The organism is Nocardioides convexus, assembly GCF_011090295.1.
Genome location: NZ_JAAMYA010000001.1, coordinates 61746 through 87647 on the forward strand (window position 1 = coordinate 61746; position 25902 = coordinate 87647).

The following is a 25902-nucleotide window of genomic DNA, read 5'->3' on the forward strand; positions in this document are numbered from 1 at the left end:
CCGGATCGGGTTGGATAGGGGCCATGGGCAAGATCGCGAGCCGGGTCAAGGACGCCGGGACGAGTCTGAAGATCCTGACCGAGTCGGGCATCGTCCGGCCCTACTCACCGCTGGTGCTGGGTGGGATGGCGAACGCCCTGCGGCAGTGGAGCACGACCCCGGCGGGTGGCTTCAAGACCATCGCGCTGCGGATGCCGGACCAGACCGCGATCATCGACGAGCGCGGCTCGCTCACCTTCGCCGAGTCGCAGGAGCGCACCAACGCCCTCGCCCACGGCCTGGCCGCACGCGGTGTGAAGCCCGGTGACGGCGTTGCCGTCATGTGCCGCAACCACCGCGGATTCATCGAGGCCTCCGTCGCGATCAGCAAGGCTCGGTGCCGACGTCCTCTACCTCAACACCGCCTTCGCCGGCCCGCAGGCTGGCCGAGGTGATCGCGCGCGAGGAGCCGCGCGTCGTCGTCCACGACGAGGAGTTCACCGGCCTGCTCGCCGCTGCCGAGATCGAGGACCGGGTGCTCGGCTGGACCGACGGCGAGCCCGGTGCCGACAGCATCGAGGGGATCATCGCCGCCTCGACGAAGGCCGGGCGCACCGGCGACCTGGCGCCCTCGGGGAGCAAGGGCCGCACGATCATCCTGACCTCCGGCACCACCGGTACGCCGAAGGGCGCGCCCCGTCCGCAGGGCGGCCTGCCCGCCGCGATCTCGCTGCTGTCCCGGATGCCGCTGAAGAGCGGCTGGACCTGCCACGTCGCGGCCCCGCTGTTCCACACCTGGGGCTTCGCGCACTACCAGGCTCTCGATGATGCTCGGCACCACGCTCGTGCTGACCCGCAGGTTCGACCCCGAGGACGCGCTGCGCCTGCTGCACGAGCACGAGTGCGACTCGTTCGCGGTGATCCCGGTCATGCTCCAGCGGATCCTCGCGCTGCCCGCGGAGACGCTCGACAAGTACCCGCTGCCGCACCTCAAGGCGGTCGCCTCCTCCGGCTCGGCGCTGCCCGGCGACGTACCGGTGCGGTGGATGGACCGCTTCGGCGACAACCTCTACTCCATCTACGGCTCGACCGAGGTCGCCTGGGCCTCGATCGCCGACCCGGCCGACCTGCGCGAGGCCCCGGGCTGCGCCGGCCGTCTGCCGCACCAGACGGTCGTGAAGATCCTCGACGCCGACGGCCGCGAGCCGCCGACGGGGAAGTCGGGGCGGATCTTCGTCGGCAACTCCCTGCAGATCGAGGGCTACACCGGCGGGGGCGGCAAGGAGATGATCGACGGGCTGATGTCGTCCGGCGACGTCGGCCGCTTCGACGCCGAGGGCCGGCTCTACGTCGAGGGCCGCGACGACGAGATGATCGTCTCCGGCGGTGAGAACGTCTTCCCCAAGGAGGTCGAGGACTGCCTCGCCACCCACCCGGGTGTCGCCGAGGTCGCCGCGATCGGGGTCGAGGACGACGACTTCGGCAAGCGCCTGCGCGCCTTCGTGGTCCGCGTGCCCGACGGTGAGCAGGTCACCGACGCCGGGCTCAAGGACCTCGTCAAGGCCAACCTGGCCCGTTACAAGGTGCCCCGCGAGATCGTCTTCCTCGACGAGCCTGCCCCGCAACGCCACCGGCAAGGTGCTCAAGCGCGAGACTCGCCACCTTCGAGCCGGACGCGTGAGGCCCGACGTGGCCGGTTCCGCCTCCACGGCGACCGGCATCGAGCTCGGCGACCTTGCCCCTGACTTCACCCTGCGCGACCAGTTCGGCCAGGACGTCACGCTGTCGTCGTACCGGGGGCTCAAGGCGGTGGCCCTGGTCTTCTACCCCTATGCGTTCAGCGGGGTGTGCACCGGCGAGATGGGCGGCATCCGGGCCCGCCTCGACGAGTTCCTCACCTTCGACACCGAGGTGCTCGCGCTGTCCTGCGACCCGGTCTACGCACTGCGCGCGTTCAGCGACTCCGACGGCCTCAACTTCGCCCTGCTCAGCGACTTCTGGCCGCACGGCCAGGTCGCCCGGGACTACGGCGTGTTCGACGAGCGCTCCGGCTGTCCCGAGCGCTCGTCGTACGTCGTGGGGAAGGACGGGCGCCTCGTCTGGTCCGTCCACCACCCCAAGCCGGCCGCCCGCAGCCTCGACGACCTGCTCGCCGCGCTGCGGCGCGCCGGGGACGCGTAGTCCTCTCCGGCTATCCCCCTAGTCCATTTGGATCATTTTTCAACCAATTTCCGCCGGAGTGTTGGATGGCGCGGAGGTGGCCGCTAGAGTTCTTCTTGTTGAACCGCTGGTGACCCGAGACGCCGGCGGTTCAGCCTTTTTGCCCGGCGCGAGCACGGCTTCGCCTGCATGAGCGGGCAGCAAGCCGCCGGCGGGCGGCTCTCGCCGCGGTCCGCGCTCGCGGTCGTCCTTCGTCGGTCCTGCCACCGGCCGGGCGGCACGACCTGGGAGCACCCGGGTGCTTGCGAGGGTGGCGAGATTGCGGTCGCCCGGCGGGGTTTCGGTAGGGTGAGGCCGATTCTGGGGCGTATAGACTCAGCGGTAGAGCCCTTCGCTTACAACGAAGTGGTCGGGGGTTCGATCCCCTCTGCGCCCACCGTTGCCCCCGGTCGTTTGGCCACGCCGACGCGGGGCAGGACCCTCCCATGGTCAGATCACTTCTGGGGGTGGTCGTGATCGGTGTCCTGATCACGATGAGTGCCTGCGACGCGGACGACGATCCGCAGGCCGACCCGTCCTCGTCCTCGTCCTCCGAGCCCACCGCGTCGACCGAGGTCACGACGTCCGGCAGCGCGGGTGACGCGGACCTCGAGGCCAAGGTCGTCGCCGGCGTCCCGCCGACCGACCTGAGCCTGGTCGGCGCCGGACGTGCCCGAGGAGTGGAAGCAGACCAGCACCGAGAACGGCACCCGTCAGTGGCGTGTCGGCGACTCCCGGTGCGTGGTCACCCTCGACCAGCCGTCCGGGCTGGGGACAGGGCCGACGCCGGACTCCGACCAGGTGGCGACGGACTACGCGAAGCGGGCCGCGAGCGTGGGCGGGGGCACGCCCGCGGTGGACCCGGTCGGGAGCCGGATGCTCGACAACGACGTCAACGACAGCGGCCTGCAGGTGCGGTCGAAGGTCGCCACGGTGCACTTCACGGCGACCGGCGACATCGAGGGCCAGGGCTACGGCTACCGCGGCGGCGACTTCGCGCTCGCGGCGGTTGCCGTCTGCGGCGGTGGCGAGTACGCCGAGCACGCCACCGAGATGGAGTCCTTCCTTGCCGGGCTGGGCCTGGTGACGACGTACTGAGCAACGTGCCGAGGCAACGTGCTGAGCCGACGTGCTGAGCCGACGTGGGCAGACTCAGCGCCCACCGGAGCCCGGGCCGAGGACCAGGACGTCGTCGTGCGGCTCACCCGACGATGCCGCGGGCCCGCAGGTCGGCGACGGCGGCGGCGTCGCGGCCGATCCCGGCGAGCAGGTCGTCGGTGTCGGCGCCGAGCCTTGTCCGGAGCGGGCGAGGGCACGTCGGCGGGAGTCCGGCTGAACCGAGGGGCCGGGGCGGGCTGGACCCGGCCCGCGACCTCCACGAAGGTACGACGCGCGAGGTGGTGCGGGTGCTCGTGCGCCTCCCACGGCGAGAGCACCGGCGTCACGCAGGCGTCGACGTCGGCGAAGACCTCCATCCACTCCGCCCGGGTCCGCGCCCGGAAGCGCTCCGCGAGCACGGCACGCAGGCTCCTCGGCCCGGTCGGTGTCGAAGGGGTGCGGCAGGTCGGCGTCGGCGAGGCCGAGCCGGTCCAGCAGCAGCGCGTAGAACTGCGGCTCGACGGCCCCGACGGCGACGTACCGGGCGTCGGCGCAGGCGTAGGTGTCGTAGAACGCGGCGCCGCCGTCGAAGAAGTTGGTGCCGCGCTCGTGGGTCCACAGCCCGGCGCTCTCCATGCCGTGCAGGAAGGTGGTGAGCAGGGCGGAGCCGTCGACCATCGACACGTCCACGACCTGGCCCTCCTGCGACCGTTGCCGCTCCTGCAGTGCCGCCAGCACGCCGATGACGAGCAGGAAGCCGCCGCCGGCGAAGTCCGCGACCGTGTTGAGCGGGGCATAGGGCCGCTCGCCGGCGCGGCCGACCGGCTCCAGCGCACCGGACATCGCGATGTAGTTGATGTCGTGGCCCGCGGCCGCGGCCATCGGACCGTCCTGTCCGTAGCCGGTCAGCCGGGCGTAGACCAGCCCCGGGTTGCGGCGCAGGCACTCGTCGGGCCCGACGCCGAGGCGCTCCATGACGCCGGGCCGGAAGCCCTCGACGAGGACGTCGGCGTCCTCGACCAGCGCGAGCAGCACCTCGGCGCCCTCGGGGGACTTGAGGTCGACGGCGATGGAGCGCTGGCCTCGGTCCAGGTAGCCGGACGGCACGGCAAGCGCGTCACCGCCGCCCGAGCGCTCCACCCGGATCACCTCCGCGCCGAGGTCGGCCAGCACCATGCAGCCGAACGGGGCCGGGGCCAGGCTCGCGACCTGGACGACCTTGAGACCTTCGAGCGGGCCCGGCATCAGGCGCCCTGCTCGGTCAGCCGGGGCTCGGCGTCGCGCGGCAGTCCCAGCATCCGCTCGCCGATCACGTTGGTCTGCACCTCGGTGGTGCCGCCGTAGATCGTGGTGGCGCGGCCGGCGAGGAGTCTGCTCGATCGCGTGGTCGCTGCGCTCGCCGGGCACCGCGACGGAGCCGGCGATGCCGGTCCGGCGACGATGAACTCCGCGATCTTCTGGCTGATGCCCATCGCGAGCAGCTTTGCCCGCACTCGACGTGGTCGAGGTGTCGGTGCCGCGCAGGCTGCTTGAGCACGACGCGCGCGCCCAGGACGTCGATCGCCTGGCTCTCGGCGAGCAAACTCGCCGAGACGGAAGCGCGCGAGCGGTGACAGGTCGTGGCTCCCGGCGAAGCGGAGCAGGTCGCGGTCGTTGGCGTAGGCCTCCATCTTCTGGCTCAGCGCGACCCGCTCGCTGGCCAGCGCCGTGCGGGTGACCTGCCAGCCGTGGTCGACCTCGCCGACGACGTACTCGTCGGGGATGAAGACGTCGTCGAAGAAGACCTCGTTGAACAGCGCCGATCCGGTCATCTCGCGCAGCGGCCGGACGTCGACGCCCTCGGTGCTCATGTCGAGCAGGAAGTAGGTGATGCCCTCGTGCTTGGGAGCGGTGGGGTTCGTGCGGGCGATCAGGATGCCCCAGTCGGAGAACTGGGCCATCGAGGTCCAGATCTTCTGCCCGTTGATCCGCCAGCCGCCGTCGACCCTCGTCGCCCTGGTCTGCAGGGAGGCCAGGTCGGAGCCGGCGCCCGGCTCCGAGAACAGCCTGGCACCACATGATGTCGCCGCGCAGGGTCGGCAGGGCGAGGCTCCTCCTGGAGCCTCCTCGGAGCCGTGGCCCACGATCGAGGCCAGCGCCCAGATGCCCATCAGCAGGCTGGGAACCTGGATCCCCGCCGTCTTGAGCTCCTGGGCGATGACGATCTGCTCGAGCGGACCGGCCGCCCGGCCGTAGGGCTTCGGGAAGTACGGCAGGACCCAGCCGCCGTCGCCGAGGGCCGCCAGCCTGCTCGTCCTCGTCCTCGATCGCCGCGATCGTCTCCAGGCTCGGCCCGCACCGTCGCCCGGATCGTCGCGGCCTCGGCCGGGACTCCAGACCCAGGGCGCGTCCGGCGCCGGCGAGGGCCGCGTCCGCGACGCGCAGGACCCGCTCCTCGCGCGACCCGAGGACGCCGCGGATCGCGAGCGCGCGGCGGTAGTAGAGGTGGGCGTCGTGCTCCCAGGTGAAGCCGATGCCCCCGTGGGCCTGGATGCACTGCTGGGTGACCTCGACCGCCAGGTCGGGCACCAGTGCGGCGGCCACGCTGCCGGCGAAGTCGGCGCTGTCGTCGTCCTTGTCGAGAGCGGCTGCCGCGTCCCACACGGCCGCGCGTGCCGGACTCCAGATCGACGCCCATCCGGGCGCACTTGTGCTTGATGCCCTGGAACTGGCCGATCGGTCGGCCGAACTGGACCCGGATCTTGGCGTACTCCGCGGCCGCGGCGACGGCCCACGAGATGATGCCGGTCGCCTCGGCGCCGAGGACGACCGCGGCGATCGAGCGGATGCGCTCGGCGTCCAGCCCTGCGAGGACCTGGCCCTCCTCGAGGACCAGCCCCTCCGCCGTGACCCGCGCCGATCGGCGGACGACGTCCACGCCGTCCTGGGCGTCGATCCGCACGCTGTCCGGCGTCACGACGACCCAGCGCGCCTCCCCGGACCGCTCCACCGGGAGCAGCAGGACGTCGGCGTGGTGGCCGCCGAGCACGCCCTCCCAGGAGCCGCTGACGCTCAGGCCGCCCGTGCCGTCCGCGAGCACCGGGACGCCGGAGGCCGTCAGTGCGACGGCCGCGGTGGTGGTCCCGGCGACGAGGCGGGGGAGCAGGCTCGTCGGCCTGCGAGCCGCCGTCGGCGCGCAGCAGCGCGGAGGCCAGGACGGTGGGCACGTACGGTCCGGGGACCACGTGCCGGCCCAGGGCCTCCAGCGCGACGGCCAGGTCGAGCAGGCCGCCGCCGGCGCCGCCGTGCCGCTCCTCGACGTGGAGGCCGAGCAGGTCGTAGTCGACCAGCGCCTTCCAGAAGGTCGGCTGCCGCTCGTCGCCGGCGCCGTCGATGTCGCGGCGTACGACGTCGGTGGTGATCAGGCTCTCGGCGAGGTCGGCGACCGCGTCGGCGAGGTCGCCGTGCTCCTCGGTCAGGCCGAGGCCGAGCTCGTAGGACTGGCGTGCCATCTCAGGCTCCCTGGGTCGAGGGTCGGGCGGCGAGCAGACCCTTGGCGACGTGGGTCACCTGGATCTCGTTGCTGCCGGCGTAGATCATCAGCGACTTGGCGTCGCGGGCGAGCCTGCTCGACGCGGTACTCGGCCATGTAGCCGTTGCCGCCGAAGAGCCTGGACCGCCTCCATCGCGACGTCCGTGGCCGCCTCGGTCGAGTAGAGCCTTCATCGCGGAGGCCTGGGCGAGGGTGGGCAGCCGCCCGGCCTTGATCGCGTCGAGCGCGACGAAGACCATGTTCTGCACGTTCAGCCGCGCGACCTCCATCTTCGCCGAACTTCCAGCTGGATCAGCTGGAACTCGCTGATCGGCTTGCCCCACAGGCTCACGCTGCTTCGCGTAGGCGACGCAGCGGCGGTGGCACTCCTCGATGATGCCGAGCGAGCCGATGGCGCAGGCGACCCGCTCCATCACGAAGCCACCGCGGGCGCTCTCGCGGCCGTCGTTGGCGCGGTCGCTCCGGTCGAGGGCGCGCTCGCCCCCGAGCAGCCGGTCCATGCCGAGCCGGACGTCGTCGAAGAACAGACTCGCCGGTCCGCGAGGACATCAGGCCCATCTTCTTGAACGGCTTGCCCTGGGTGAAGCCCGCATCGCCCTTCTCGAGGATGAAGGCGAGCACCTGCCGGTCGCGGATCGGCGTGCCGTCGCCCTCGTCGAGCCTTGGCGTAGACGACGGCGACGTCCGCGTCGGGGCCGTTGGTCGCGAAGGTCTTCGACCCGGTCAGGACGAACTCGTCGCCGTCGCGGCGCACGGTCGTCTTCATCCCGCCGAAGGCGTCGGAGCCCGAGTCGGGCTCGGTGATCGACCACGCGGCGATGTGCTCGAGCGTGGCGATCCTCTCGACGTAGCGCTCCTTCTGCTCCAGCGTGCCCTTCTGCAGGATGGTCGCCGCGCCCAGGCCGATGGAGACGCCGAGCGAGACCATCGTGCCGAGCGAGACGCCGGCGAGACTCCGCCCCGACGACCGCGCCCATGCTGAGCATGTCGAGCATCGGGTTCGGCTCGTCCGAGCGCTCCTTGCGCTCCGGACGCGGCTCGCCCGCGGCCCGCGCCTCCGCCTTGCGGCGCTCGGCGGCGAGCAGCCGGCGTACGGCGTCACGGGCCATGTCGGTGGCACCGAAGTCCGCGAAGAACTGCCGGGCCAGGTCGTACGGGGCGCGCTCGCCCGACTCGATCTCGTCCCGGACGGGCTCGAGGTTCTTCGCGATCCAGTCGCGGACACCCTCGCGGATGGCCTCGTCCATCTCCGACCATGCGTGCACGGCGGCGCCTCAGCCGAGCCGGTTGGCGAGGTCGGCGACGTCCCACGGACCGTCGGACTCGATGGCGGACACGTCGTGCCAGCCGGCGAGCTCCTGGATGGCGCCGCCCTGGACGGCGTACACCTTGCCGGTGAGCTTTGCAGTCGGCCGCGGCGAGCCGGGCCACCACCGGGGAGATGTTGGCGGGGGCGAAGGCGTCGAACTCGCCCTCGGGCACCTCCGCGGCGAAGATCGCGCCCATCCCGGGCGTGGCCAGCGTCAGCCGGGTGCGCGCGATCGGCGCGATCGCGTTGACCCGGACGCCGTAGCGCTCCAGGCTCGTCGGCCGCGACCAGCGTCAGCGCGGCGATGCCGGCCTTGGCGGCGCCGTAGTTGGCCTGCCCGGCGTTGGGCATGAAGGTCCCCGACGCGGAGGCGGTGTTGATCACCGAGGCGTTGACCTCCTCGCCCGCCTTGGTCTGCGTCTTCCAGTACGCCGCCGCGTGGTGCAGCGGCGCGGCGTGCCCCTTGAGGTGCACGGTGATGACGGCGTCCCACTGCTCCTCGGTGAGGTTCGGGATGAACGCGTCGCGCAGGATGCCCGCGTTGTTGACGAGGATGTCGAGGCCGCCGAGTTCGCTCGACGGCCTGCTGGATCATCCGCTCCGCGCCGTCCCAGGTGGCGACGTTGTCGGTGTTGGCGACCGCGGTGCCACCGGCGTCGGCGATCTCGTTCACCACGTCCTGGGCGGGGCCGGCGTCCGAGCCGGAGCCGTCGTTGGCGCCGCCGAGGTCGTTGACGAGCACCTTCGCGCCCTCGCGGGCCAGGAGCAGCGCGTGCTCACGGCCGATGCCGCGGCCCGCTCCGGTGACGATGGCGATGCGTCCGTCGAGAGTTCCCATGGGAATGTCCTTCGTGAGGTGTTCGTGGAGGTCAGGAGAAGACGGCGAGGCCGTCACGGATGACCAGGTCGTCGCCGACCGAGGTCTCGAAGCCCACCGCGCGCCGGCCGTCGTCGGTGGCGCCGTCGGCCGGCAGGTCCCAGAAGCGGGTGGTGATGTCCTGGCCGGGCAGGACCGGCCTGGCGAAGCGGACCGCCAGGCGGCGCAGGCGGGTGACGTCTCCGCCGGCGAACTGCTCCAGCGCGGCCCACGAGGTGAACGCCATCGTGCACAGGCCGTGGTTGATGATCCCCGGCAGGCCGGACATCTTCGCGATCTCGTCGTCGAGGTGGATCGGCATCGGGTCGCCGGAGGCGGGGGAGTAGCGGAAGGTCTGGTCGTCGTCGACGTGCTGGGTGACGGTGGCGACCGGCTCGTCGGCCGTCACGGCGGCGTCGAGCGCGTGGCCCGGCGCCAGGTCGCCGACGGTGCCGCCGGCGTCCACCCCGCGGAAGAACGCGGTGATCCACTGCTCGTTGACCAGGCTTCGCCGTCGGCGTCGCGCGTCTCGGCGTAGACCACGACGGTCGAGCCGGTGCTGAGCGAGGCGTAGCCGGTGGCCCGCGCCCTGCAGGTCAGTACGTCGCCCGGCCTGATCGGCCGGTGGAAGTGGAAGTCCTGCTCGCCGTGGACCAGACTTCATCAGCAGGTCGACGGGGGCCACCTCCAGCGCGGCGGGCGCCATCGAGAAGAAGGTGGGCACGACCGCGAACACCGGCGAGGCGAGACTCGCCCTTCAGGTGCGCCTCGATCGGGTCGTTGGTCGCCGCGGCGTACTCCGCGATGCGCTCGGCGGTGACCTCGAAGACCTGGTCTTCGGTCCACTGGCCGAGGCCGGAGCCCTCGAAGGTCACCGCCGTCGTCATCAGGCAGCCACCTGCGCGGCGAACTTCTCCAGCGAGGCCTCGAGGTCGGCCTGCGCGTTCTTCGCGACGGCCTTGCCGATCGGGCCGACGATCATGGTGCCGTTGAAGTCGGCGTCCATGGTGATGCTCGAGCCGGTCTCGGCGGGCGCGACGGAGAGCGCGAACTTCACCTTCACGCCGGCCATGCCGGTGCCCTCGATGGCGACGCTGTTCGGGGCGTCGACCTCGCTGACGGTCCACTCGATCTTGTTGGCCATGCCCATGACCGAGACGACCTCGGTGATCTGGGTGCCCTGGGTGACCTCGGTCGGGAGGCTCGGACTTCCAGCCCTGGTGGATGGTGAGCCAGTTCTCCCAGGCTCGCGAGGTCGGTGAGCCGGTCCCACGCGGTCTGCGGGTCGACGGGGAGGGCCTGGGTGACGGAGACGCTTGCCATGTTCTTTGATCTTCCTTCTGGTTGAGTTGTTGTCAGTCTCGCCTTGCGGTAGGCGGTCACGACGACCGCCCCGCCGAGGCCGATGTTGTGCTGGAGGGCGACGCCGTCCTTGCCGGCGGCGGACTCCACCTGGCGGGCCTCCGCGGTGCCGCGCAGGCTGCCAGGTGAGTCTCGCTGCACTGCGCGAGGCCGGTGGCGCCCAGGGGGTGGCCCTTGGAGATCAGGCCGCCGGAGGGGTTGACGACCCAGCGGCCGCCGTACGTCGTGTCGTCGTTGTCGATGAGCCTTGCCGGCCTCGCCCTCGCCGCACAGGCCGAGTGCCTCGTAGGTCAGCAGGCTCGTTGGCGGAGAAGCAGTCGTGCAGGCTCGATGACGTCGATGTCGTCCGCGCCGATGCCGGCCTGCTCGTAGACCTTCTGCGCGGCCGTGCGTGTCATCTCCTTGCCGACCAGCGACTGCGCCGACTTGTCGGTGAAGGTGTTGTCCATGTCGGTGACCATCGACTGGCCGATGATCTCCACGGCCTGGTCGCCGAGGCCGTGCTTGTCGACGAACGCCTCGCCGGCGAGGATCACCGCGCCGGAGCCGTCGGAGGTCGGCGAGCACTGCAGGCTTCGTCAGCGGGCCGTAGACCTGGCGCGAGGCGAGGATCTCCTCGAGCGTGTAGACGTCCTGGAACTGCGCGTAGGGGTTGTTGGCGGAGTGCCGGTGGTTCTTCACGCCGACCTTCGCGAACTGCTCGTTCGTCGTGCCGTAGCGCTCCTGGTGCTCCTTGCCCGCCGCCCCGAACATGTACGGCGCGGGCGGCATCGCGAACTCCTGGAGCTCGGCGAGGGCGAGCAGGTGCTTCATCATCGGCTGCTCGCGGTCGTCGTACGTCGAGCCGAGGGAGCCGGGCTGCATCTTCTCGAAGCCGAGCGCCAGCGTGCACTCGGCGAGGCCGCCGCGGATCGCCTGGGTGGCCAGGTAGAGCGCGGTGGAGCCGGTGGAGCAGTTGTTGTTGACGTTGACGACCGGGATGCCGCTCATGCCGAGTCTCGTAGACGGCGCGCTGACCCGAGGTCGACTCGCCGTAGACGTAGCCGACGTAGGCCTGCTCCACCTCGCGGTAGTCGATCCCCGCGTCGGTGAGGGCCTTGGTCCCGGCCTCCTTGGCCATGTCGGGGTAGTCCCAGTCCCGCGAGCCGGGCTTCTCGAACTTCGTCATGCCGACGCCGACGACGTACACCTTGTTGCTCATCGAGTGAGCCCCTTCCTTGGACAGCGTGTCCGGGCAAAAGTAGATTGGACAGTGTGTCCAGTCAAGGACTTCCACTAGAGTTCACCGCCATGACCCCGGCAGCGACCCGCGAAGAGAAGGCAGACGGCCGCGACGCGCGTTGGGACGAGCACCGCCAGAACCGCCACGAGCGGATCCTGACGACCGCGATCGCGATGATCGACGCCGGCAACGGCGACGCCGGGGTGGCCACGATCGCCGCCGAGGCCGGCGTGCCGCGCTCGGTCGTCTACCGCCTGTTCAAGGACCGCGAGGACCTCGACGAGCAGATCCGCCAGCGCATCGTCGAGAGCATGGTCGCCGACCTCGCGCCGGCGCTGGTGGTGCGCGGCACGATCCGCGCCGCCGTGCGCCGCGCCGTCACGACGTACGTCGAGTGGGTGCAGGAGCATGCCGAGCCTGCACCGCTTCCTCGGCTCCGGCTCCGCCAGCCACCCCGAGCACGGCTCGCCCGCGATGTTCGGCGGCAAGGCCGGGTTCGTGCAGATGGCGACCGAGATCATCGAGGGCCTGCTGGTGCCCATGAGCGCGCCGCGCAAGGTGCCGCGCGGGCTGGTCGCCGACCTCGCCACCGGTCTGGTCGGGATGACCGACAGCGTCGTCAACGGCTGGCTGAGCGCCAACCCCGCCACCCGCAGCAGCGCCGCCGGGCTGAGCCGCTTCCTGACCGAGGGCGCCTGTGGGCAGATCCTCGGCGCGGCCGCCCTCGCCAAGGCTCGACATCGACCTGGACCGGCCGCTGCCCGGCTGATCCCTCCTTTCGAGGGGGTCGCCGCGACCGCCGCGGCTCTAGGGTGGTGTGCGTCACAACCCCCGAGTGCCCGGAGGCCGCCCGTGTTCGTCCCCTTCAGCGTCAATGACTTCCTCGACCGCGCCGTCCAGGTGTACGGCGAGCGCGTCGGTGTCGTGGACGAGCCCACCCAGCCGGCCGCGAGCCAGGGCGAGTCTCACCTACGCGCAGATCGGCGCGCTGGCGCGGTGCCAGGCCGCGAGGCTGGACGAGCCTCGGCATCGCCGTCGGCGAGCGGGTGGCCGTCGTCAGCCACAACAGCAGCCGCCTGCTGACCTCCTTCTTCGGGGTCAGCGGCTGGGGTCGCGTGCTCGTGCCGGTGAACTTCCGGCTCAGCCCCGACGAGGTGCAGTACATCGTCGACCACTCCGGTGCGCGGGTGCTCTACCTCGACCCCGAGACTCGAGGAGTCGCTGGCGGGGGTCACCTGCGAGCACAAGTTCCTGATCGGCGACGACGAGGACCTGTACGCCGCGGAGGGGGCCGAGCCCGCCCCGTGGGCCCACGACGAGGGCGCCACCGCCACGATCAACTACACCTCCGGCACCACCGCGCGGCCCAAGGGCGTGCAGATCACGCACCGCAACATCTGGGTCAACGCCCTCACCTTCGGCCTGCACGCCCAGATCAGCGACCGCGACGTCTACCTGCACACGCTGCCGCAGTTCCACGCCAACGGCTGGGGGATGCCCTTCGCGATGACCGGGATCGGCGCGCGGCACGTCATCCTGCGCAAGGTCGACGGCGCGGAGATCCTGCGCCGGGTGCGCGACCACGGCGTCACCGTGATGTGCGCCGCCCCCGCGGTCGCGGCGGCGGTGCTGGAGGCCGCACAGACCTGGGAGGGCGAGATCCCCGGGCGCGACAAGGTGCGGATCATCATGGCCGGCGCGCCGCCGCCGACGAAGACCGTGATCCGCGTGCAGGAGGAGCCTGGGCTGGGAGTTCATCCAGATCTACGGCCTCACCGAGACCTCGCCGCTGCTCACCTTCAACCGCACCCGCGCCGAGTGGGACGACCTGCCCGCCGAGGAGCGCGCGCACAAGCCCGACCCGGGCGGGCGCGCCCGCGCTCGGCGTGCAGGCTCAAGATCGACGAGTCCGAGGAGGGTGCCGGGGAGGTGCTGGCCCGCTCCAACGTGGTGCTCGAGGGCTACTGGGAGCAGCCGGAGGAGTCGGCCGCCGCGCTGGCGGACGACTGGTTCCACACCGGGGACGGCGGCTACCTCGGCGAGGACGGCTACCTGACGATCGCCGACCGCAAGAAGGACGTGATCATCACCGGCGGCGAGAACGTCACGTCGATCGAGGTCGAGGACACGCTCTTCTCGCACCCGGCGGTCGCGGAGGTGGCCGTGATCGGCGTGCCGAGCGAGAAGTGGGGCGAGACCATCAAGGCCCTCGTCGTGCTGACCGGCGACGCCCAGGCCGGGCCGGAGATGGAGACCGAGCCTGATCCGCTGGTGCAAGGACCGGCTGGCGGGCTACAAGGCGCCGACGTCGGTGGAGTTCCGCGACGAGCCTGGCCCGCACGGCGACCGGCAAGCCTGCAGAAGTTCAAGGCTGCGCGCGCCCTACTGGGAGGGGTTCACCCGCCAGGTGAACTGATCCGCGGGCACCAGGCCGGCCGCCCACCCGGCGGCCGTCCAGGCCGCCACGGTCCTCGTGGCCCAGTCGCCGTCCCCGTCGACCACGTCGACCGCGGTCTCCACCGGCACCGGGACCGCGTCGCCCAGCGGCTGGCCGCTGATCGGGTCGGTGAGGTCCGGGCCACCGTCGACGCAGGTCACCCGGGTCAGCCCGATCCCGAGGCGGCGCTGGTGGAGGGCGAGGCTGAGCGCGGCGATCCCCGCGTCGGCGTACCCCACCACGGAGAGGGCGTCCGGTGGGTGCACCGACGACTCGCGGGCGTAGCGGACCGAGCGGAGCAGGTCGCGCCCGTCCTCCCAGACCGGTACGACGACCCGCACCCCACTGCGGGTGGCGACCCGGCTGGCGAGCGCGGCCACGCCGTCCGGGTCGGTGCGGACCAGCGGGTGCCAGAGCAGCAGCGTGTCGGCGTTGGGGTGTCCGTGCACCGAGACCTGGAGACCACTCGCCTGCGCCTGCATGGCACCACCGTAGGCTCTGTGCCCTCAGGTCCGTGCGGCAGGAACCCGGTGTGAGACCGGGGCGGTTCCGCCACTGTGACCCCTGCGTGCACCACGGCAGGGGGAGCCAGACACTGCGCACGGACGCACCACCGATGAGGGGCGCGAACCCCGAGGAGGAACCGTGCGCATCGCACTCCTGTCCACGTCCGACACCGACCTGCTCTCCGCACGGGCCAGTGGCGCGGACTACACCTGGGCGAACCCGGGCCGGCCCGGGCACACCGACATGGCGGCCGCGATCGAGGCGGCCGACCTGGTCGTGGCGCGCATCCTCGGCGGCCCGCAGGACCTGTGCGGCGGCTTCGAGCGGATCCGGGCGACCGGCAAGCCGATGGTCGTGCTCGGCGGCGAGCAGACGCCGAACGCGGAGCCTGATGGAGCCTGTCCACGGTGCCGGTGGGCATCGCGGCCGAGGCGCACCGCTACCTCGCCGAGGGTGGCCCGCGGAACCTCGCCCAGCCTGCACGCCTTCCTCTCCGACACCGTGCTGCTCACCGGAGAGGGCTTCGAGGCGCCCGAGGTGATCCCGGCCTGGGGCCTGGTGGAGCGCCCCTCCGCGCCGGCCGGCACGGACCTGGCCCGGGTCGGCGTGCTGTTCTACCGAGCCCACCACGCGAGCGGGAACACCGGCTTCGCCCACGCCCTGTGCGACGCGATCGACGCGACGGGGGAGGCCGTCGGCGTACCGATCTTCGCGGGCTCGCTGCGCTCGGCGCCCGACGACCTCTTCGACGCCCTCGGCACCCTGGACGCGCTGGTCGTCACCGTGCTCGCCGCGGGTGGCAGCACGCCTGCAGCGGTGAGCGCCGGTGGGGAGGACGAGACCTGGGACGTGGAGCGCATCGCCGCGCTCGACATCCCCGTCCTGCAGGGCCTGTGCCTGACCAGCAGCCGCGAGGAGTGGCTGGCCTCCGACGACGGTGTCACCCCGCTGGACTACGCCAACCAGGTCGCGATCCCGGAGTTCGACGGGCGGATCAGCACCGCGCCCTTCTCGTTCAAGGAGCCTGGACCCGGCCGGCCTGCCGTCGTACGTCGCCGACCCGGAGCGCTGCGAGCGGGTGGCCGGCCTCGCGGTGGGCTACGCCCGGCTGCGCCGCGTCGCGAACGCCGACAAGCGGATCGCGCTGATGCTCAGCGCCTACCCGACCAAGCACTCGCGGATCGGCAACGCCGTCGGCCTCGACACCCCCGTCTCGGCGGTCCGGCTGCTGCGCCGGCTGCGGGACGCGGGCTACGACGTGGGCGACGGCTTCGGCGTGCTGGACATCGAGGACGACACGGTCGCCGGCGACACCCTCATCCACGCCCTGATCGCGGCGGGCGGGCAGGACGAGGAGTGGCTGACCTCGGTCCAGGCCTGACCGACGCGCACGTCCGCGTCACCAAGGCGGAGTACGACGCGTGGACCGCCGACCTGCCCGACGACCTGCGCGACGGGATGGTCGAGGCGTGGGGCGCCTCGCCCGGCACGCTGTTCGTCAACGACAGCGGCGAGATCGTGCTGGCGACCCTGCGCGCGGGCAACGTGGTGCTGATGATCCAGCCGCCCCGCGGCTTCGGGGAGAACCCAGTCGCGATCTACCACGACCCGGACCTCGCGCCCTCGCACCACTACCTGGCGGCGTACCGCTGGGTGGAGCACGGCTTCGGCGCGCACGCCGTCGTGCACCTCGGCAAGCACGGCTCGATGGAGTGGCTGCCCGGCAAGAACGCCGCCCTGTCGGCCTCCTGCGGCACCGACGCCGCGATCGGCAGCATGCCGCTGATCTACCCCTTCCTCGTCAACGACCCGGGCGAGGGCGCGCAGGCCAAGCGCCGTGCGCACGCCACGATCGTCGATCACCTGGTCCCGCCGATGGCCCGCGCGGAGTCCTACGGCGACATCGCGCGCCTGGAGGGACTGCTGGAGGAGTACGACAAGATCTCCGCGATGGACCCGAGCAAGGCTCGCGGCCATCCGCGGGGAGATCTGGCGACTCATGCACGCCGCCGAGTCTGCACCGCGACCTCGGCCTCGACGAGAAGCCCGAGGACGACGACTTCGACGACTTCCTGCTGCACGTCGACGGCTGGCTGTGCGAGATCAAGGACGTCCAGATCCGCGACGGCCTGCACGTGCTGGGCCAGGCGCCCGAGGGCGAGGGCCGGGTCAACCTGGTGCTCGCCATCCTGCGCGCGGCCCAGGTCTGGGGCGGCCAGTCGCACGCCGTGCCGGGGCTGCGGTCGGCGCTCGGGCTCGCTCCGGACGCCCCGACGACCGAGGTGGACCGGGTCGAGGCGGAGGCCCGCGAGCCTGGTCGAGGCGATGGAGAAGGCGTCGTGGGACCCGGCCCGGGTCGCCGACCTGCACGCCGACCCGGCCGTGCGCCAGGTGCTCACCTTCGCCGCGACCGAGGTGGTCCCGCGGCTGGCCCGCACCACCGACGAGTCTCGACCACACCCTGCACGCCCTCGCCGGTGGGTTCGTGCCGTCCGGCCCGTCCGGGTCGCCGCTGCGCGGCCTGGTCAACGTGCTGCCGACCGGGCGCAACTTCTACACCGTCGACCCGCGTGCGGTGCCCTCCCGACTGGCCTGGGAGACCGGCCAGGCGATGGCGGACTCGCTCGTGCAGCGCTACGTCGAGGAGGAGGGCGCCTACCCCACCTCCGTCGGCCTCTCGGTGTGGGGCACGTCCGCGATGCGCACCTCCGGCGACGACATCGCCGAGGTGCTGGCCCTGCTCGGGGTGCGCCCGGAGTGGGACGAGGCGTCCAAGCGGGTGCACCGGCTGACGATCATCCCGCTGGAGGAGCTCGGCCGGCCCCGCATCGACGTCACCGTGCGGATCTCCGGGTTCTTCCGCGACGCCTTCCCGCACGTGGTCGCGATGCTCGACGACGCGGTGCGGATGGTGGCCGAGCTCGACGAGCCCGCGGACCGGAACTACGTCCGGGCGCACGCGCAGGCCGACGTCGCCGAGCACGGCGACGAGCGGCGGGCCACGACCCGGATCTTCGGCTCCAAGCCCGGCTCCTACGGCGCCGGCATCCTGCAGGCCGTCGAGTCCGGCACCTGGCGCGACGACGCCGACCTCGCCGAGGTCTACACCGCCTGGGGCGGCTTCGCCTACGGGCGCGACCTCGACGGCGTACCGGCCTCCGACGACATGCGCGCGAACTACCGGCGGATCAAGGTCGCCGCCAAGAACATCGACACCCGCGAGCACGACATCGCCGACAGCGACGACTACTTCCAGTACCACGGCGGGATGGTCGCCACCGTCCGTGCGCTCACCGGCTCCGACCCCAAGGCCTACGTCGGCGACTCGACCACGCCCGACGCCGTACGCACGCGCACCCTGCAGGAGGAGACCAACCGGGTCTTCCGGGCCCGCGTGGTCAACCCGCGCTGGATCGGCGCGATGCAGCGGCACGGCTACAAGGGCGCCTTCGAGCTGGCCGCGACCGTCGACTACCTGTTCGGCTTCGACGCGACCGCGGGCGTGGTGCACGACTGGATGTACGAGTCGCTGGCCAAGGAGTACGTCCTCGACGAGACCAACCAGGAGTTCCTGCGGAGGTCGAACCCCTGGGCGCTGCGCAGCATCGTCGAGCGGCTGCACGAGGCCAAGGACCGCGGGCTGTGGGCCGAGCCCGACCCCGAGGTGCTGGCCGCGCTGCAGGCGGCCTACCTCGAGGTCGAGGGCGACCTGGAGGACGACGCTCGGTGACCGAGCCCGTCGAGATCCGCGTCCTCGGCTTCGGGATGGGGCCGCAGCACGTCACGCCGGAGGTGGCCGAGGCGCTGCGCGGGTGCGACTACGCGCTCGCGGTGCAGAAGGGCGACGACGACCCGCTGCTGGCCGTGCGGCAGGCGGTGGCCGACGCGCACGGGGTGGAGCCTGGTCGTCGTACGCGATCCGGAGCGGGACCGCTCGCCGGGGCTGGACCGGGCGGGCTACGAGGGCGCCGTCGCCGACTGGTACGCCGCCCGGCTGGCCGCCTACCGCGCCGTGCTGGACGCGCGCGGTGGGACCTGTGCGTTCCTGGTGTGGGGCGACCCGTCGCTCTACGACGGCACGATCCGCATCGTCCGGGAGCTCGGCGCCCCCTTCGACGTGCTCCCCGGGATCAGCGCCCCGCAGGCGCTGGCCGCCCAGCACGCGATCGTGCTGCACGAGGTCGGCCGGCCGGTCCACGTCACCACCGCGCGCCGGCTGCGCGCGGACGTCGCCGCCGGGCAGGACAACCTCGTGGTGATGCTGACCGCGGGCGTGGACCTCGACGGCTTCGCCGACTGGGACATCTGGTGGGGTGCGAACCTCGGCGGGGCAGGGCAGCGGCTGCTGAGCGGCCGGGTCGGCGACGTGCTCGGCGCCATCGAGGCGGCGCGCGCGGAGGCGAAGGCCGAGGCGGGCTGGGTGATGGACCTGTTCCTGCTGAGGAGGCCCGCCGATGGCGCTGCCTGAGCGCGACGTGCTGCTGTGCCGCGACTGCTGCTGCGGCACCGTCAAGAAGCACCCCGACGCCGACCACCGCACCCAGCGTGACGAGATCGAGGCGCTCGACGACCCCGCCGGGCGGCGCGGGCCGCGGGTGCGGGTCCGGGTGGTCGACTGCCTCGACGAGTGCGACCGGTCGAACGTCGTCCTGGTGCGCGACTTCACCTGGAACCCCGGCGGCCGACGGCCGAAGGACTTCTGGCTCGGCGGCGTGCTGTCCTCGGCGAGCACCGCGGCGGTCGTCGACTGGGTTCGCGACGGCGGCCCGGTCCCGGCGTCGCTGCAGCGCCACGTGTTCCGCGGGAAGCGCGGATGAGGGCGCGGGGTTCTTGCCGTTTCCTCGCGGTTCTTGACCGTTGCAACGGCCAGGAACCGCGGGAATCCCCGCTTAAGCGGGTATTCCTGCAACCGCACGGAGCCCCCCGATGAGCGGCGCGCTCCTCGTGGCGGGGATGACCTCGGACGCGGGCAAGAGCGTGGTGACGACCGGGCTGTGCCGGGCGTTCGCGCGGCGCGGGATGCGGGTGGCGCCGTACAAGGCGCAGAACATGTCCAACAACTCGATGGTCGTGCGCGGGCCCGACGGCGAGCCGGGGGAGATCGGCCGGGCGCAGTGGGTGCAGGCGCTGGCGGCGGGCGTGGAGCCCGAGGTCGCGATGAACCCAGTGCTGCTCAAGCCCGGCAGCGACCGCCGCAGCCACGTGGTGCGGATGGGAAGGCCGGACGGCGAGGTCTCCGCGCGCGACTGGCACGACGGCCGGGCCCGGCTGGCCGAGACCGCGTTCGCGGCCTTCGACGACCTGCGCGGCCGTTTCGACCTGGTGGTCGCGGAGGGCGCGGGCAGCCCCGCGGAGATCAACCTGCGCGCCAGCGACTACGTCAACATGGGCCTCGCGCGGCACGGTGACGTGCCGACGGTGGTCGTGGGCGACATCGACCGCGGCGGGTGGTTCGCGGCGGCGTACGGGACGCTGATGCTGCTGGACGAGGCGGACCAGGCCCTCGTCAAGGGGTACGTCGTCAACAAGTTCCGCGGCGACGTCGACCTCCTCCGCCCGGGGCTCGCCGACCTGCAGGCGCGCACCGGACGGCCCACCTTCGGCGTGCTGCCCTGGCATCCCGGGCTCTGGCTGGACTCTGAGGACGCCCTCGACCTGGAGGGTCGCCGGGCGCCCACCGGCGCGGACGCGCGCACGGTGGCGGTGGTCCGGCTGCCGCGGATCAGCAACTTCACCGATGTCGACGCGCTCGGGCTGGAGCCGGGTCTGGACGTGCGCTTCGTCTCCGATCCGGCGCGGCTCGCGGACGCGGACCTGGTGGTGCTGCCCGGCACCCGGGCCACGCTCGCCGACCTGGCGTGGCTGCGCGAGCGCGGCCTGGACCTCGCGATCCAGCGGCACGCGGCGGCCGGACGGCCGGTGCTCGGGATCTGCGGGGGCTGCCAGATGCTCGGTGCACGGATCGAGGACCCCGACGGCGTCGAGGGCGCACCGGGGGCGCCGGTCGCGGGGCTCGGCCTGCTCGACCTGACCACCCGCTTCGGCGCGGAGAAGCGGCTCACCCTGGTGGAGCCCGCGGGCTACGAGATCCACCACGGCCGCGTCACCGGCTCCACGAGCAACGGTCCGGTCAGCGGCACGATGGTGCACGGCAGCCTGGAGGACGACGCGACCCGAGCCGCCTTTCTTCGAGACGCGCTCGGTGTGGAGTCGGCCGCGTCCTTCCCGGCGGCCCGCGCGGCCCGGCTGGACCTGCTCGGCGACCTGGTCGAGGAGCACCTGGACCTGGATGCGCTGCTGGAGCCTGACCCGATGAGTGCCGGCCCGGCGAGGGTGCTGCTGCTGGGCGGGACCGGTGAGGCCCGGGCGCTGGCGGCGCGACTCGTGGAGGACGGCGTCGCCGTGGTCTCCTCGCTGGCCGGCCGCGTCGCCCGGCCCCGGCTCCCGGTCGGCGAGGTGCGGATCGGCGGGTTCGGCGGGGTCGAGGGCCTCCGCGCCGCGCTCGCGGACTTCGATGTCGTGGTGGACGCGACGCACCCCTTCGCGCAGGGGATCAGCCGCAACGCCGCAGCGGCCTGCGCGGCCGAGGACGTGCCGCTGCTGCGCCTACAGCGCCCCGGCTGGGCCGAGCGCGCGACCCCGTCGTGGATCTGGGTGGACACCCACGAGCAGGCCGCGACCGTCGCGGGCGAGCTCGGCAGCCGGCCGTTCCTGACGGTCGGCCGCCAGGAGCCTGGCCCGGTTCGTGCCCGCTCTCGGCGAGCACGAGGTGCTCGCCCGGGTGGTGGACCCGCCGGAGATGGAGGTTCCCCCGGCGTGGGAGCCTGCTCACCTCGCGAGGCCCCTACACGCTGGAGGGGGAGCGGGCACTGCTCGCCGACCGTGACGTGCTGGTCACCAAGGACTCCGGCGGCGAGCACACCTGGCCGAAGATGGCGGCCGCCGAGGAGCGGCGGATGCCGGTCGTCCTGGTCCGCCGCCCGGCGCCCCCGCCCGGCGTACGGACCGTCGACGCGGTGGAGGACGTGCTCGCCTGGCTCCGGTCCTCGCTTCAACTACCGAATCTGCGGTGAATCGACCCGCTGGACAGCAAATTCGGTAGTTGCGACGCGCGCCCCGGAGCCCCCGATCAGGGCGTCGCCTCGTGGCCGGGCCGGCCGTCGGTGCGCCGGTCCTCCTTCATCTCCGCCTCGTAGAGGTGCCGCTTGCCCTCGACGAGCCTGGTCACGAGCGAAGCGGTCGAGTCTCCTTGAACGCGGCGTAGTAGCCGTCGTCGTACTCCTCGACCACCTGGAAGGTCCACCGGCCCTGGAGCACGTTGCGCCCGACCGGACTCGCGCTCGATCCGGTCGGCGATCTCGGTGTGCCCGGCTTCGCGCAGGCTGGTCCACACCCTCCCCGAGGGTGAGGTCGGCGGTGCCGCTGAGCCGGTGGAAGGTGTAGAGGTGCCCGCGCGCGATCTCGACCGCCTCCAGCGCCTCGGAGATCTTGCCGAGAGCCTCGACGGTCAGGTCGTCGGTGCCCTCGGGCCGGGTGTGCTCCTCGTCGATCGTCGTCATGGCTCGATGATGCCCGCGACCGGCGAGGAGCACACGGGTCCTCGCCGAGGTCAGAGCGCGGCGCGCAGCCCCTCCGCCAGGGAGGTGGCCGGGCGGCCGAGCAGCGACTCCAGGTCGGCGGTGTCGACCTCGAGCTCGCCGCGGCCGAGGCCGAGGTCGGCGTCGGCGAGCACGGCGGCGTACGGCGCGGGCAGGCCGGCGCCCTCGAGCACCTTCTGCAGGCTCCTCGGCCGGCACGTCGGTGTAGGTCACCTGCTGCCCGCTCACCTCGCTGACGGTGGCCGCCAGGCTCGGCCAGGGTGAACGCGGCGCCACCGAGCCCGTAGACGGGCTTCGGCTGCTCGGCGACCAGCACGGCCGCGGCGGCCTCGGCGAAGTCGGCGCGCGTCGCGGCGCTGACCTTGCCGTCGCCCGCGGCGCCGAGGACGGTGCCGTGCTCGAGGTAGGTCGGGAGCCTGGCCGCTGTAGTTCTCGACGTACCAGCCTGTTGCGCAGGAAGGACGACGGCAGCCCGGAGGCGGCGATCGCCTCCTCGGTGGCGCGGTGCTCGGCCGCGAGCCTGCATGCCGTTGGTGTCGGCGTGCGGGATGCTCGTGTAGGCGAGCAGGCTCACGCCGGCGGCCTTGGCCGCGTCGATGACGTTCTGGTGCTGGGCGAGGCGCTGGCCGACCTCGCTGCCGGAGATGAGCAGCACGCGGTCGGCCCCGGCGAGCGCCTCGGTGACGGCGGCGGCGTCGGTGTAGTCGACCTTGCGGGTGGTGACGCCGAGCCCGGCGAGCTCGGCGAGGCGGGCCTCGTCGCGGCCGAGCGCGACGATGTCGGTGGCGGGGACGCCCTTGGCGAGCAGGGCGGGGACGACGAGGCGGCCGAGGTGACCGGTGGCGCCGGTGACGACGAGGGTCATGGGACTTCCTTCCGAGGAACGGTGTGGGGTACGTCCGTCGTCAACGGGGGCGTGGGGGAGTTGCTTCCCGAGAGTTAGTACGCACTTTGAAGTAAGGTACTTCCGTGGCGGAAAGCATCTTCGAGACCTACCCCGGCGGCGTCTTCCCGGCGGCCTGCTCCAGCCGGGTGCTGCTGGACCACGTGATGAGCAAGTGGGGCGTGCTCGTGCTGGTCTCGCTCACCGACGGCACCCAACGCTGGAGCGAGACTGCGCCGGCGCGCCGAGGGCATCAGCGAGAAGATGCTCGCCCAGACCCTGCGCACCCTGGAGGCCGACGGCCTCGTGCACCGCGAGCAGCAGCCGGTGATGCCGCCGCGCGTGGACTACAGCCTGACCCCGCTCGGCGAGGAGCCTCGCCGAGGTGCTCGTCCCGCTGCTGCGCTGGGTCGGCCGCAACGCCGACGCCATCATCGGGCCGGCCACCGAGGTGACCGGCCCGAGGACGGTGGCCTGACCGCCTCGGCGGCCTACTTCGGCGGCGCCGGGACCCGGCACGCGACCGGGGCCGCGCTGTTGCCGGAGAAGTCCACGGCGTACAGGCTCCGCGTCACCCGTGCCGGTCAGGTGCAGGATGTCGCCGGGCATCGACTTCTGCGCCGGCCCCGACCTGGCCTGGGTGTACTTGATCTTCTGGCCGCTGGCGAACGGTCCCCAGACGTGGCCGCTGCCGGTGTCGCGCAGGTAGACGTCGGGGTCGGTGTCCACGGCGTCGGTGGCGTCGAGCCGGTAGAAGCCGTCCTGGTTCTGCCCCTGCGGGTTCGGCCGGGTGCCGCCCGCCTTGGGCACGGTGCCGCCCGGGTTGGTGGACTCGGGGCAGGCGACGCTCGGCGGGGTGGTGTCGACGACCCGGATGGTGCCGGCGCCGGTGCCGGTGTTGCCGGCGGCGTCGGTGGCGGTGCAGGTCGTCGGCGTGGTGCCGAGCGGGAACTGCGATCCGGACGGCGGGACGCAGGTCGGCGTGAGCGGACCGTCGACGTTGTCGACCGCGCTCGCGTCGTACGACACGACGGCGCCGGCCGGGCTGGTCGCCTCGACCGTCCTGCTCTCCACCGTGACGACCGGCGGGGTCACGTCCTGGACCGCGATGTCGACGGTCTGCACGAACTCCGGACCCGGCACGGTGCCGTTGACCGCGAAGGAGACCGTGCAGGAGACCGTCTCGCCCTGGGGTGCGTCCGCGGCCAGGGTGATGGTCTCGTCGTAGGTGACCGACCCCCCGCTGGTGACGCTCGTCGGCGAGGTGGGCGTCAGGGTGGCGCTCACGCCCGGGTCGCAGGAGACGCTGTGCGTGACCGCGGCCGGCAGGTTCTGCAGGCTGGCTGAGGATCACGTCCGAGACCTCCCCGGGGTCGGCGCTGGTGAGCGTGCCGCCCGTCTGCGAGGTCACGTACGACGCCTGCCCGGTCGAGTTCAGCCCGTCCCACAGGTAGCCGTCGGCACCGGGGACGGAGATCGCGATGACCCGGATCCCGGCCGCCTGCAGAGCCGCGGTGGCCGAGGCGAGCGACACCCCGGCGGAGGGGTCGTGGCTGGTCGAGTCGCCGAACATCACCACGATCGGGCTGCCGTCGGCGCGGAAGTCCACCGCGCCGGGGACCTGGGCGAGCGCGCCCAGCCAGTCCTCGGGGGCGTCGCTGCCGCCGCCGGAGAGCGGGGTCCAGGCGGCGATCCCGTTGGTCACCGCGGTGGGGTCGGCCGTGGCTCGCTGGCGCAGCACGAAGTAGCCGCCGGGGTCGTCGGTGTCCTTGTAGTCGGCGACGGCGAACCGGGCCGAGGGCTGGGCCGCACGGATCTGGCTGACGATGCCGGTCGCGTTGGCCTGCACGTTGCCGATGCTGGCGCCCATGCTGGTGGTGGTGTCCGCCAGGAAGACGATGTCCGGGTTCGGGGGGGATGGGCGGGGTCTGGACCGTCTTGGTGATCGTCACCGAGCCGCCGGGTGCCAGGGCGCCGGTGTAGTGCCGCGGGCTGACGCCCGGGTCGGCGCCGGCGGCGACCGTCGAGACGGCTCCGAGGGCGAGGGCGAGCAACCCGGCCGGGACGGCCCGGGCGAGGGTGCTGGGCGGAGGGAGGTGCATGTCTGGTTTCCTTTCCGAGGGGTGTGACCGACACCTCTCGGAGTCCGGGACCGGACCGCCTGATACCTCCGGTTCAGCGCGTCGCGGTGACCGAGGCCCGCGCCGCCGCCGAGTCCGGCTCGTGCCGGTGCGCGAGCGCCATCACCAGGTCCGCGAGGCGCGGGGTGACCACGTTGAACGCTGCGTAGAAGGTCCCGAAGGCGCCGTCGACCGTGATCGGGCGGTCCTCCAGGGCGCGCACGACGCGCTCGGCGCAGTGCTCGGGCGACTCGCCCCGGCCGTCGTACGCCGTGGTGGGGCCGATCATCGGCGTGCGCACGATCTGCACCCGCATGTTGGTGCAGGTGACGTTGTCGAAGAACAGCTCCCGGCCGAGGATCCGGCCGAAGACGTCGAGGGCGGACTTCGCCGCGATGTACGCCGCGAACTTGGGCGCGCGGATCTGGTTGCCCCAGGTCACGATGTTGACCACGTGGCCGAAGCGCTGCGCGCGCATCGCCGGCACCAGGCCCATCGTCAGCCGGACCGGGCCGAAGTAGTTGACCGCCATCATCCGCTCGAAGTCGTGGAAGCGGTCGTGGGTCAGCACCAGCGAGCGGCGGATCGAGTGGCCCGCGTTGTTGACGAGGTAGTCGACCACCCGGTGGTCGGCGAGCACCCGCGACACGAGCGCGTCGACGGAGTCGTGGTCGGCCAGGTCCGCGACGTAGGTGTGGGCGGTGCCGCCCTCGGCCTCGATCGCCTCCCGCACCCGGTCCAGGCTCGGCGGCACGGCGGGCGACGAGCAGCACGACCGCGTCGCGCCGGGCCGCGGCACG

The 25902-nt window shown here is 72.5% G+C and carries 22 protein-coding genes, 1 tRNA gene, 16 pseudogenes and 1 riboswitch; of the genes and pseudogenes, 20 read left to right on the forward strand and 19 right to left on the reverse strand.

Annotation, left to right across the window (positions count from 1 at the left end):
• The first annotated feature begins 23 nt into the window (after positions 1–23).
• The 6 genes and pseudogenes from G5V59_RS00450 (at position 24) to G5V59_RS00470 (ending at position 2575) form a co-directional block, all read left to right on the forward strand.
• Positions 24–434: an AMP-binding protein gene (locus tag G5V59_RS00450; RefSeq protein WP_278255237.1), complete on the forward strand. Its 411-nt coding sequence runs from the start codon at positions 24–26 to the stop codon at positions 432–434.
• Positions 431–724, forward strand: a pseudogene (locus G5V59_RS00455) (acyl-CoA synthetase); the annotation flags it as partial. The gene G5V59_RS00450 and the pseudogene G5V59_RS00455, both read left to right, overlap by 4 nt.
• An 82-nt stretch (positions 725–806) precedes the next feature.
• Positions 807–1184 (forward strand): annotated as a pseudogene (locus tag G5V59_RS35360) (AMP-binding protein); the annotation flags it as partial.
• 96 nt (positions 1185–1280) lie between these two features.
• The gene (locus G5V59_RS35365) at positions 1281–1724 is read left to right on the forward strand and encodes a hypothetical protein (RefSeq protein ID WP_341351107.1); all 444 of its coding nucleotides are present in this window, start codon (positions 1281–1283) and stop codon (positions 1722–1724) included.
• The gene (locus G5V59_RS00465) at positions 1669–2160 is read left to right on the forward strand and encodes a peroxiredoxin (protein WP_278255238.1); all 492 of its coding nucleotides are present in this window, start codon (positions 1669–1671) and stop codon (positions 2158–2160) included. The genes G5V59_RS35365 and G5V59_RS00465 overlap by 56 nt, the downstream gene beginning before the upstream one ends.
• A gap of 342 nt (positions 2161–2502) precedes the next feature.
• Positions 2503–2575 (forward strand) — tRNA-Val (locus G5V59_RS00470).
• 58 nt (positions 2576–2633) lie between these two features.
• On the opposite strand, the gene G5V59_RS00475 is transcribed toward G5V59_RS00470, so the two are convergent.
• On the reverse strand, positions 2634–2888 hold the full coding sequence (locus G5V59_RS00475) for a hypothetical protein (protein ID WP_278255239.1): 255 nt from the start codon (positions 2886–2888) through the stop codon (positions 2634–2636).
• Positions 2889–2919: 31 nt separating this feature from the next.
• On the opposite strand from G5V59_RS00475, the gene G5V59_RS00480 reads away from it, so the two are divergent.
• On the forward strand, positions 2920–3276 hold the full coding sequence (locus G5V59_RS00480; RefSeq protein ID WP_278255240.1) for a hypothetical protein: 357 nt from the start codon (positions 2920–2922) through the stop codon (positions 3274–3276).
• Positions 3277–3533: 257 nt separating this feature from the next.
• Here the strand turns inward: G5V59_RS00480 and G5V59_RS35370 are convergent.
• The 15 genes and pseudogenes from G5V59_RS35370 to G5V59_RS00550 all read right to left on the reverse strand — a co-directional run.
• Positions 3534–3653: pseudogene (locus G5V59_RS35370) on the reverse strand (CoA transferase); the annotation flags it as partial.
• Between the two features lie 118 nt (positions 3654–3771).
• Positions 3772–4521 (reverse strand): annotated as a pseudogene (locus G5V59_RS35375) (CaiB/BaiF CoA-transferase family protein); the annotation flags it as partial.
• Positions 4521–5426: an acyl-CoA dehydrogenase family protein gene (locus tag G5V59_RS35380; protein ID WP_341351108.1), complete on the reverse strand. Its 906-nt coding sequence runs from the start codon at positions 5424–5426 to the stop codon at positions 4521–4523. The gene G5V59_RS35380 and the pseudogene G5V59_RS35375, both read right to left, overlap by 1 nt.
• Positions 5427–5739: 313 nt before the next feature.
• A pseudogene (locus G5V59_RS00495) lies at positions 5740–5919 on the reverse strand (acyl-CoA dehydrogenase family protein); the annotation flags it as partial.
• A 73-nt stretch (positions 5920–5992) separates the two neighbouring features.
• A pseudogene (locus G5V59_RS35385) lies at positions 5993–6355 on the reverse strand (acyl-CoA dehydrogenase); the annotation flags it as partial.
• A 124-nt stretch (positions 6356–6479) separates the two neighbouring features.
• Positions 6480–6767: pseudogene (locus G5V59_RS00505) on the reverse strand (acyl-CoA dehydrogenase family protein); the annotation flags it as partial.
• 1 nt (position 6768) lies between these two features.
• Complete coding sequence (locus tag G5V59_RS00510) at positions 6769–7308, reverse strand: acyl-CoA dehydrogenase family protein (protein WP_278255241.1); 540 nt, start codon at positions 7306–7308, stop codon at positions 6769–6771.
• A complete protein-coding gene (locus tag G5V59_RS00515) occupies positions 7221–7736 on the reverse strand; it encodes an acyl-CoA dehydrogenase family protein (RefSeq protein WP_278255242.1) in 516 nt (171 codons plus the stop codon). The genes G5V59_RS00510 and G5V59_RS00515 overlap by 88 nt, the downstream gene beginning before the upstream one ends.
• 170 nt (positions 7737–7906) lie before the next feature.
• Positions 7907–8314: a hypothetical protein gene (locus G5V59_RS00520; protein WP_278255243.1), complete on the reverse strand. Its 408-nt coding sequence runs from the start codon at positions 8312–8314 to the stop codon at positions 7907–7909.
• A 130-nt stretch (positions 8315–8444) separates the two neighbouring features.
• Positions 8445–8672: pseudogene (locus tag G5V59_RS00525) on the reverse strand (SDR family NAD(P)-dependent oxidoreductase); the annotation flags it as partial.
• A gap of 22 nt (positions 8673–8694) precedes the next feature.
• A pseudogene (locus tag G5V59_RS00530) lies at positions 8695–8955 on the reverse strand (SDR family NAD(P)-dependent oxidoreductase); the annotation flags it as partial.
• 31 nt (positions 8956–8986) lie between these two features.
• A complete protein-coding gene (locus G5V59_RS00535) occupies positions 8987–9679 on the reverse strand; it encodes a MaoC/PaaZ C-terminal domain-containing protein (protein ID WP_341351109.1) in 693 nt (230 codons plus the stop codon).
• A complete protein-coding gene (locus G5V59_RS00540) occupies positions 9570–9860 on the reverse strand; it encodes a hypothetical protein (protein WP_278255244.1) in 291 nt (96 codons plus the stop codon). The genes G5V59_RS00535 and G5V59_RS00540 overlap by 110 nt, the downstream gene beginning before the upstream one ends.
• On the reverse strand, positions 9860–10123 hold the full coding sequence (locus G5V59_RS00545) for an SRPBCC family protein (RefSeq protein WP_341350803.1): 264 nt from the start codon (positions 10121–10123) through the stop codon (positions 9860–9862). Before G5V59_RS00545 ends, G5V59_RS00540 begins: the two co-directional genes overlap by 1 nt.
• Positions 10033–11016, reverse strand: a complete 984-nt coding sequence (locus G5V59_RS00550) for a hypothetical protein (protein WP_278255246.1) — start codon at positions 11014–11016, stop codon at positions 10033–10035. The genes G5V59_RS00545 and G5V59_RS00550 overlap by 91 nt, the downstream gene beginning before the upstream one ends.
• Positions 11017–11625: 609 nt before the next feature.
• Between G5V59_RS00550 and G5V59_RS00555 the strand changes: the two genes are divergently transcribed.
• The 12 genes and pseudogenes from G5V59_RS00555 to G5V59_RS00620 all read left to right on the forward strand — a co-directional run bounded on the left by G5V59_RS00555 (position 11626) and on the right by G5V59_RS00620 (position 21574).
• Entirely contained in the window at positions 11626–12435 is an 810-nt protein-coding gene (locus tag G5V59_RS00555; RefSeq protein WP_278255247.1) for a TetR/AcrR family transcriptional regulator, read from the forward strand.
• 168 nt (positions 12436–12603) lie between these two features.
• Positions 12604–12696, forward strand: a pseudogene (locus G5V59_RS00560) (hypothetical protein); the annotation flags it as partial.
• Positions 12697–12736: 40 nt separating this feature from the next.
• Positions 12737–14530, forward strand: coding sequence for an AMP-binding protein (locus G5V59_RS00565; RefSeq protein ID WP_278255248.1), 1794 nt, complete (start codon positions 12737–12739; stop codon positions 14528–14530).
• Positions 14515–14592: riboswitch (cobalamin riboswitch) on the forward strand. (Overlaps the previous gene by 16 nt.)
• A gap of 257 nt (positions 14593–14849) precedes the next feature.
• Positions 14850–15882 (forward strand): annotated as a pseudogene (locus G5V59_RS35390) (cobaltochelatase subunit CobN).
• A pseudogene (locus tag G5V59_RS00585) lies at positions 15858–16412 on the forward strand (cobaltochelatase subunit CobN); the annotation flags it as partial. The pseudogenes G5V59_RS35390 and G5V59_RS00585, both read left to right, overlap by 25 nt.
• 161 nt (positions 16413–16573) lie before the next feature.
• Positions 16574–16702 (forward strand): annotated as a pseudogene (locus G5V59_RS00590) (cobaltochelatase subunit CobN); the annotation flags it as partial.
• Positions 16703–16986: 284 nt separating this feature from the next.
• The gene (locus tag G5V59_RS00595) at positions 16987–18231 is read left to right on the forward strand and encodes a cobaltochelatase subunit CobN (RefSeq protein ID WP_278255251.1); all 1245 of its coding nucleotides are present in this window, start codon (positions 16987–16989) and stop codon (positions 18229–18231) included.
• A gap of 318 nt (positions 18232–18549) precedes the next feature.
• A complete protein-coding gene (locus G5V59_RS00600; protein WP_278259541.1) occupies positions 18550–18969 on the forward strand; it encodes an SAM-dependent methyltransferase in 420 nt (139 codons plus the stop codon).
• Positions 18956–19318, forward strand: coding sequence for a hypothetical protein (locus G5V59_RS00605; RefSeq protein WP_278255252.1), 363 nt, complete (start codon positions 18956–18958; stop codon positions 19316–19318). The genes G5V59_RS00600 and G5V59_RS00605 overlap by 14 nt, the downstream gene beginning before the upstream one ends.
• A gap of 109 nt (positions 19319–19427) precedes the next feature.
• A pseudogene (locus tag G5V59_RS00610) lies at positions 19428–20801 on the forward strand (cobyric acid synthase); the annotation flags it as partial.
• A gap of 12 nt (positions 20802–20813) precedes the next feature.
• A pseudogene (locus G5V59_RS00615) lies at positions 20814–21185 on the forward strand (precorrin-6A/cobalt-precorrin-6A reductase); the annotation flags it as partial.
• Complete coding sequence (locus G5V59_RS00620; protein WP_278259542.1) at positions 21146–21574, forward strand: precorrin-6A/cobalt-precorrin-6A reductase; 429 nt, start codon at positions 21146–21148, stop codon at positions 21572–21574. The pseudogene G5V59_RS00615 and the gene G5V59_RS00620, both read left to right, overlap by 40 nt.
• A 151-nt stretch (positions 21575–21725) precedes the next feature.
• On the opposite strand, the gene G5V59_RS00625 is transcribed toward G5V59_RS00620, so the two are convergent.
• The gene (locus tag G5V59_RS00625) at positions 21726–22964 is read right to left on the reverse strand and encodes an NAD(P)H-binding protein (RefSeq protein ID WP_278255253.1); all 1239 of its coding nucleotides are present in this window, start codon (positions 22962–22964) and stop codon (positions 21726–21728) included.
• A 282-nt stretch (positions 22965–23246) separates the two neighbouring features.
• Here G5V59_RS00625 and G5V59_RS35395 point away from each other — a divergent pair, with 282 nt between their 5' ends.
• Entirely contained in the window at positions 23247–24329 is a 1083-nt protein-coding gene (locus G5V59_RS35395; protein WP_341350804.1) for a helix-turn-helix domain-containing protein, read from the forward strand.
• 121 nt (positions 24330–24450) lie between these two features.
• Here the strand turns inward: G5V59_RS35395 and G5V59_RS35400 are convergent.
• Both G5V59_RS35400 and G5V59_RS00640 read right to left on the reverse strand, forming a co-directional pair.
• Positions 24451–24882: pseudogene (locus G5V59_RS35400) on the reverse strand (hypothetical protein); the annotation flags it as partial.
• 275 nt (positions 24883–25157) lie between these two features.
• Positions 25158–25901 (reverse strand): SDR family NAD(P)-dependent oxidoreductase, encoded by a 744-nt coding sequence (locus G5V59_RS00640; RefSeq protein WP_278255254.1) that lies wholly within the window; start codon positions 25899–25901, stop codon positions 25158–25160.
• Between the last annotated feature and the right edge of the window lies 1 nt (position 25902).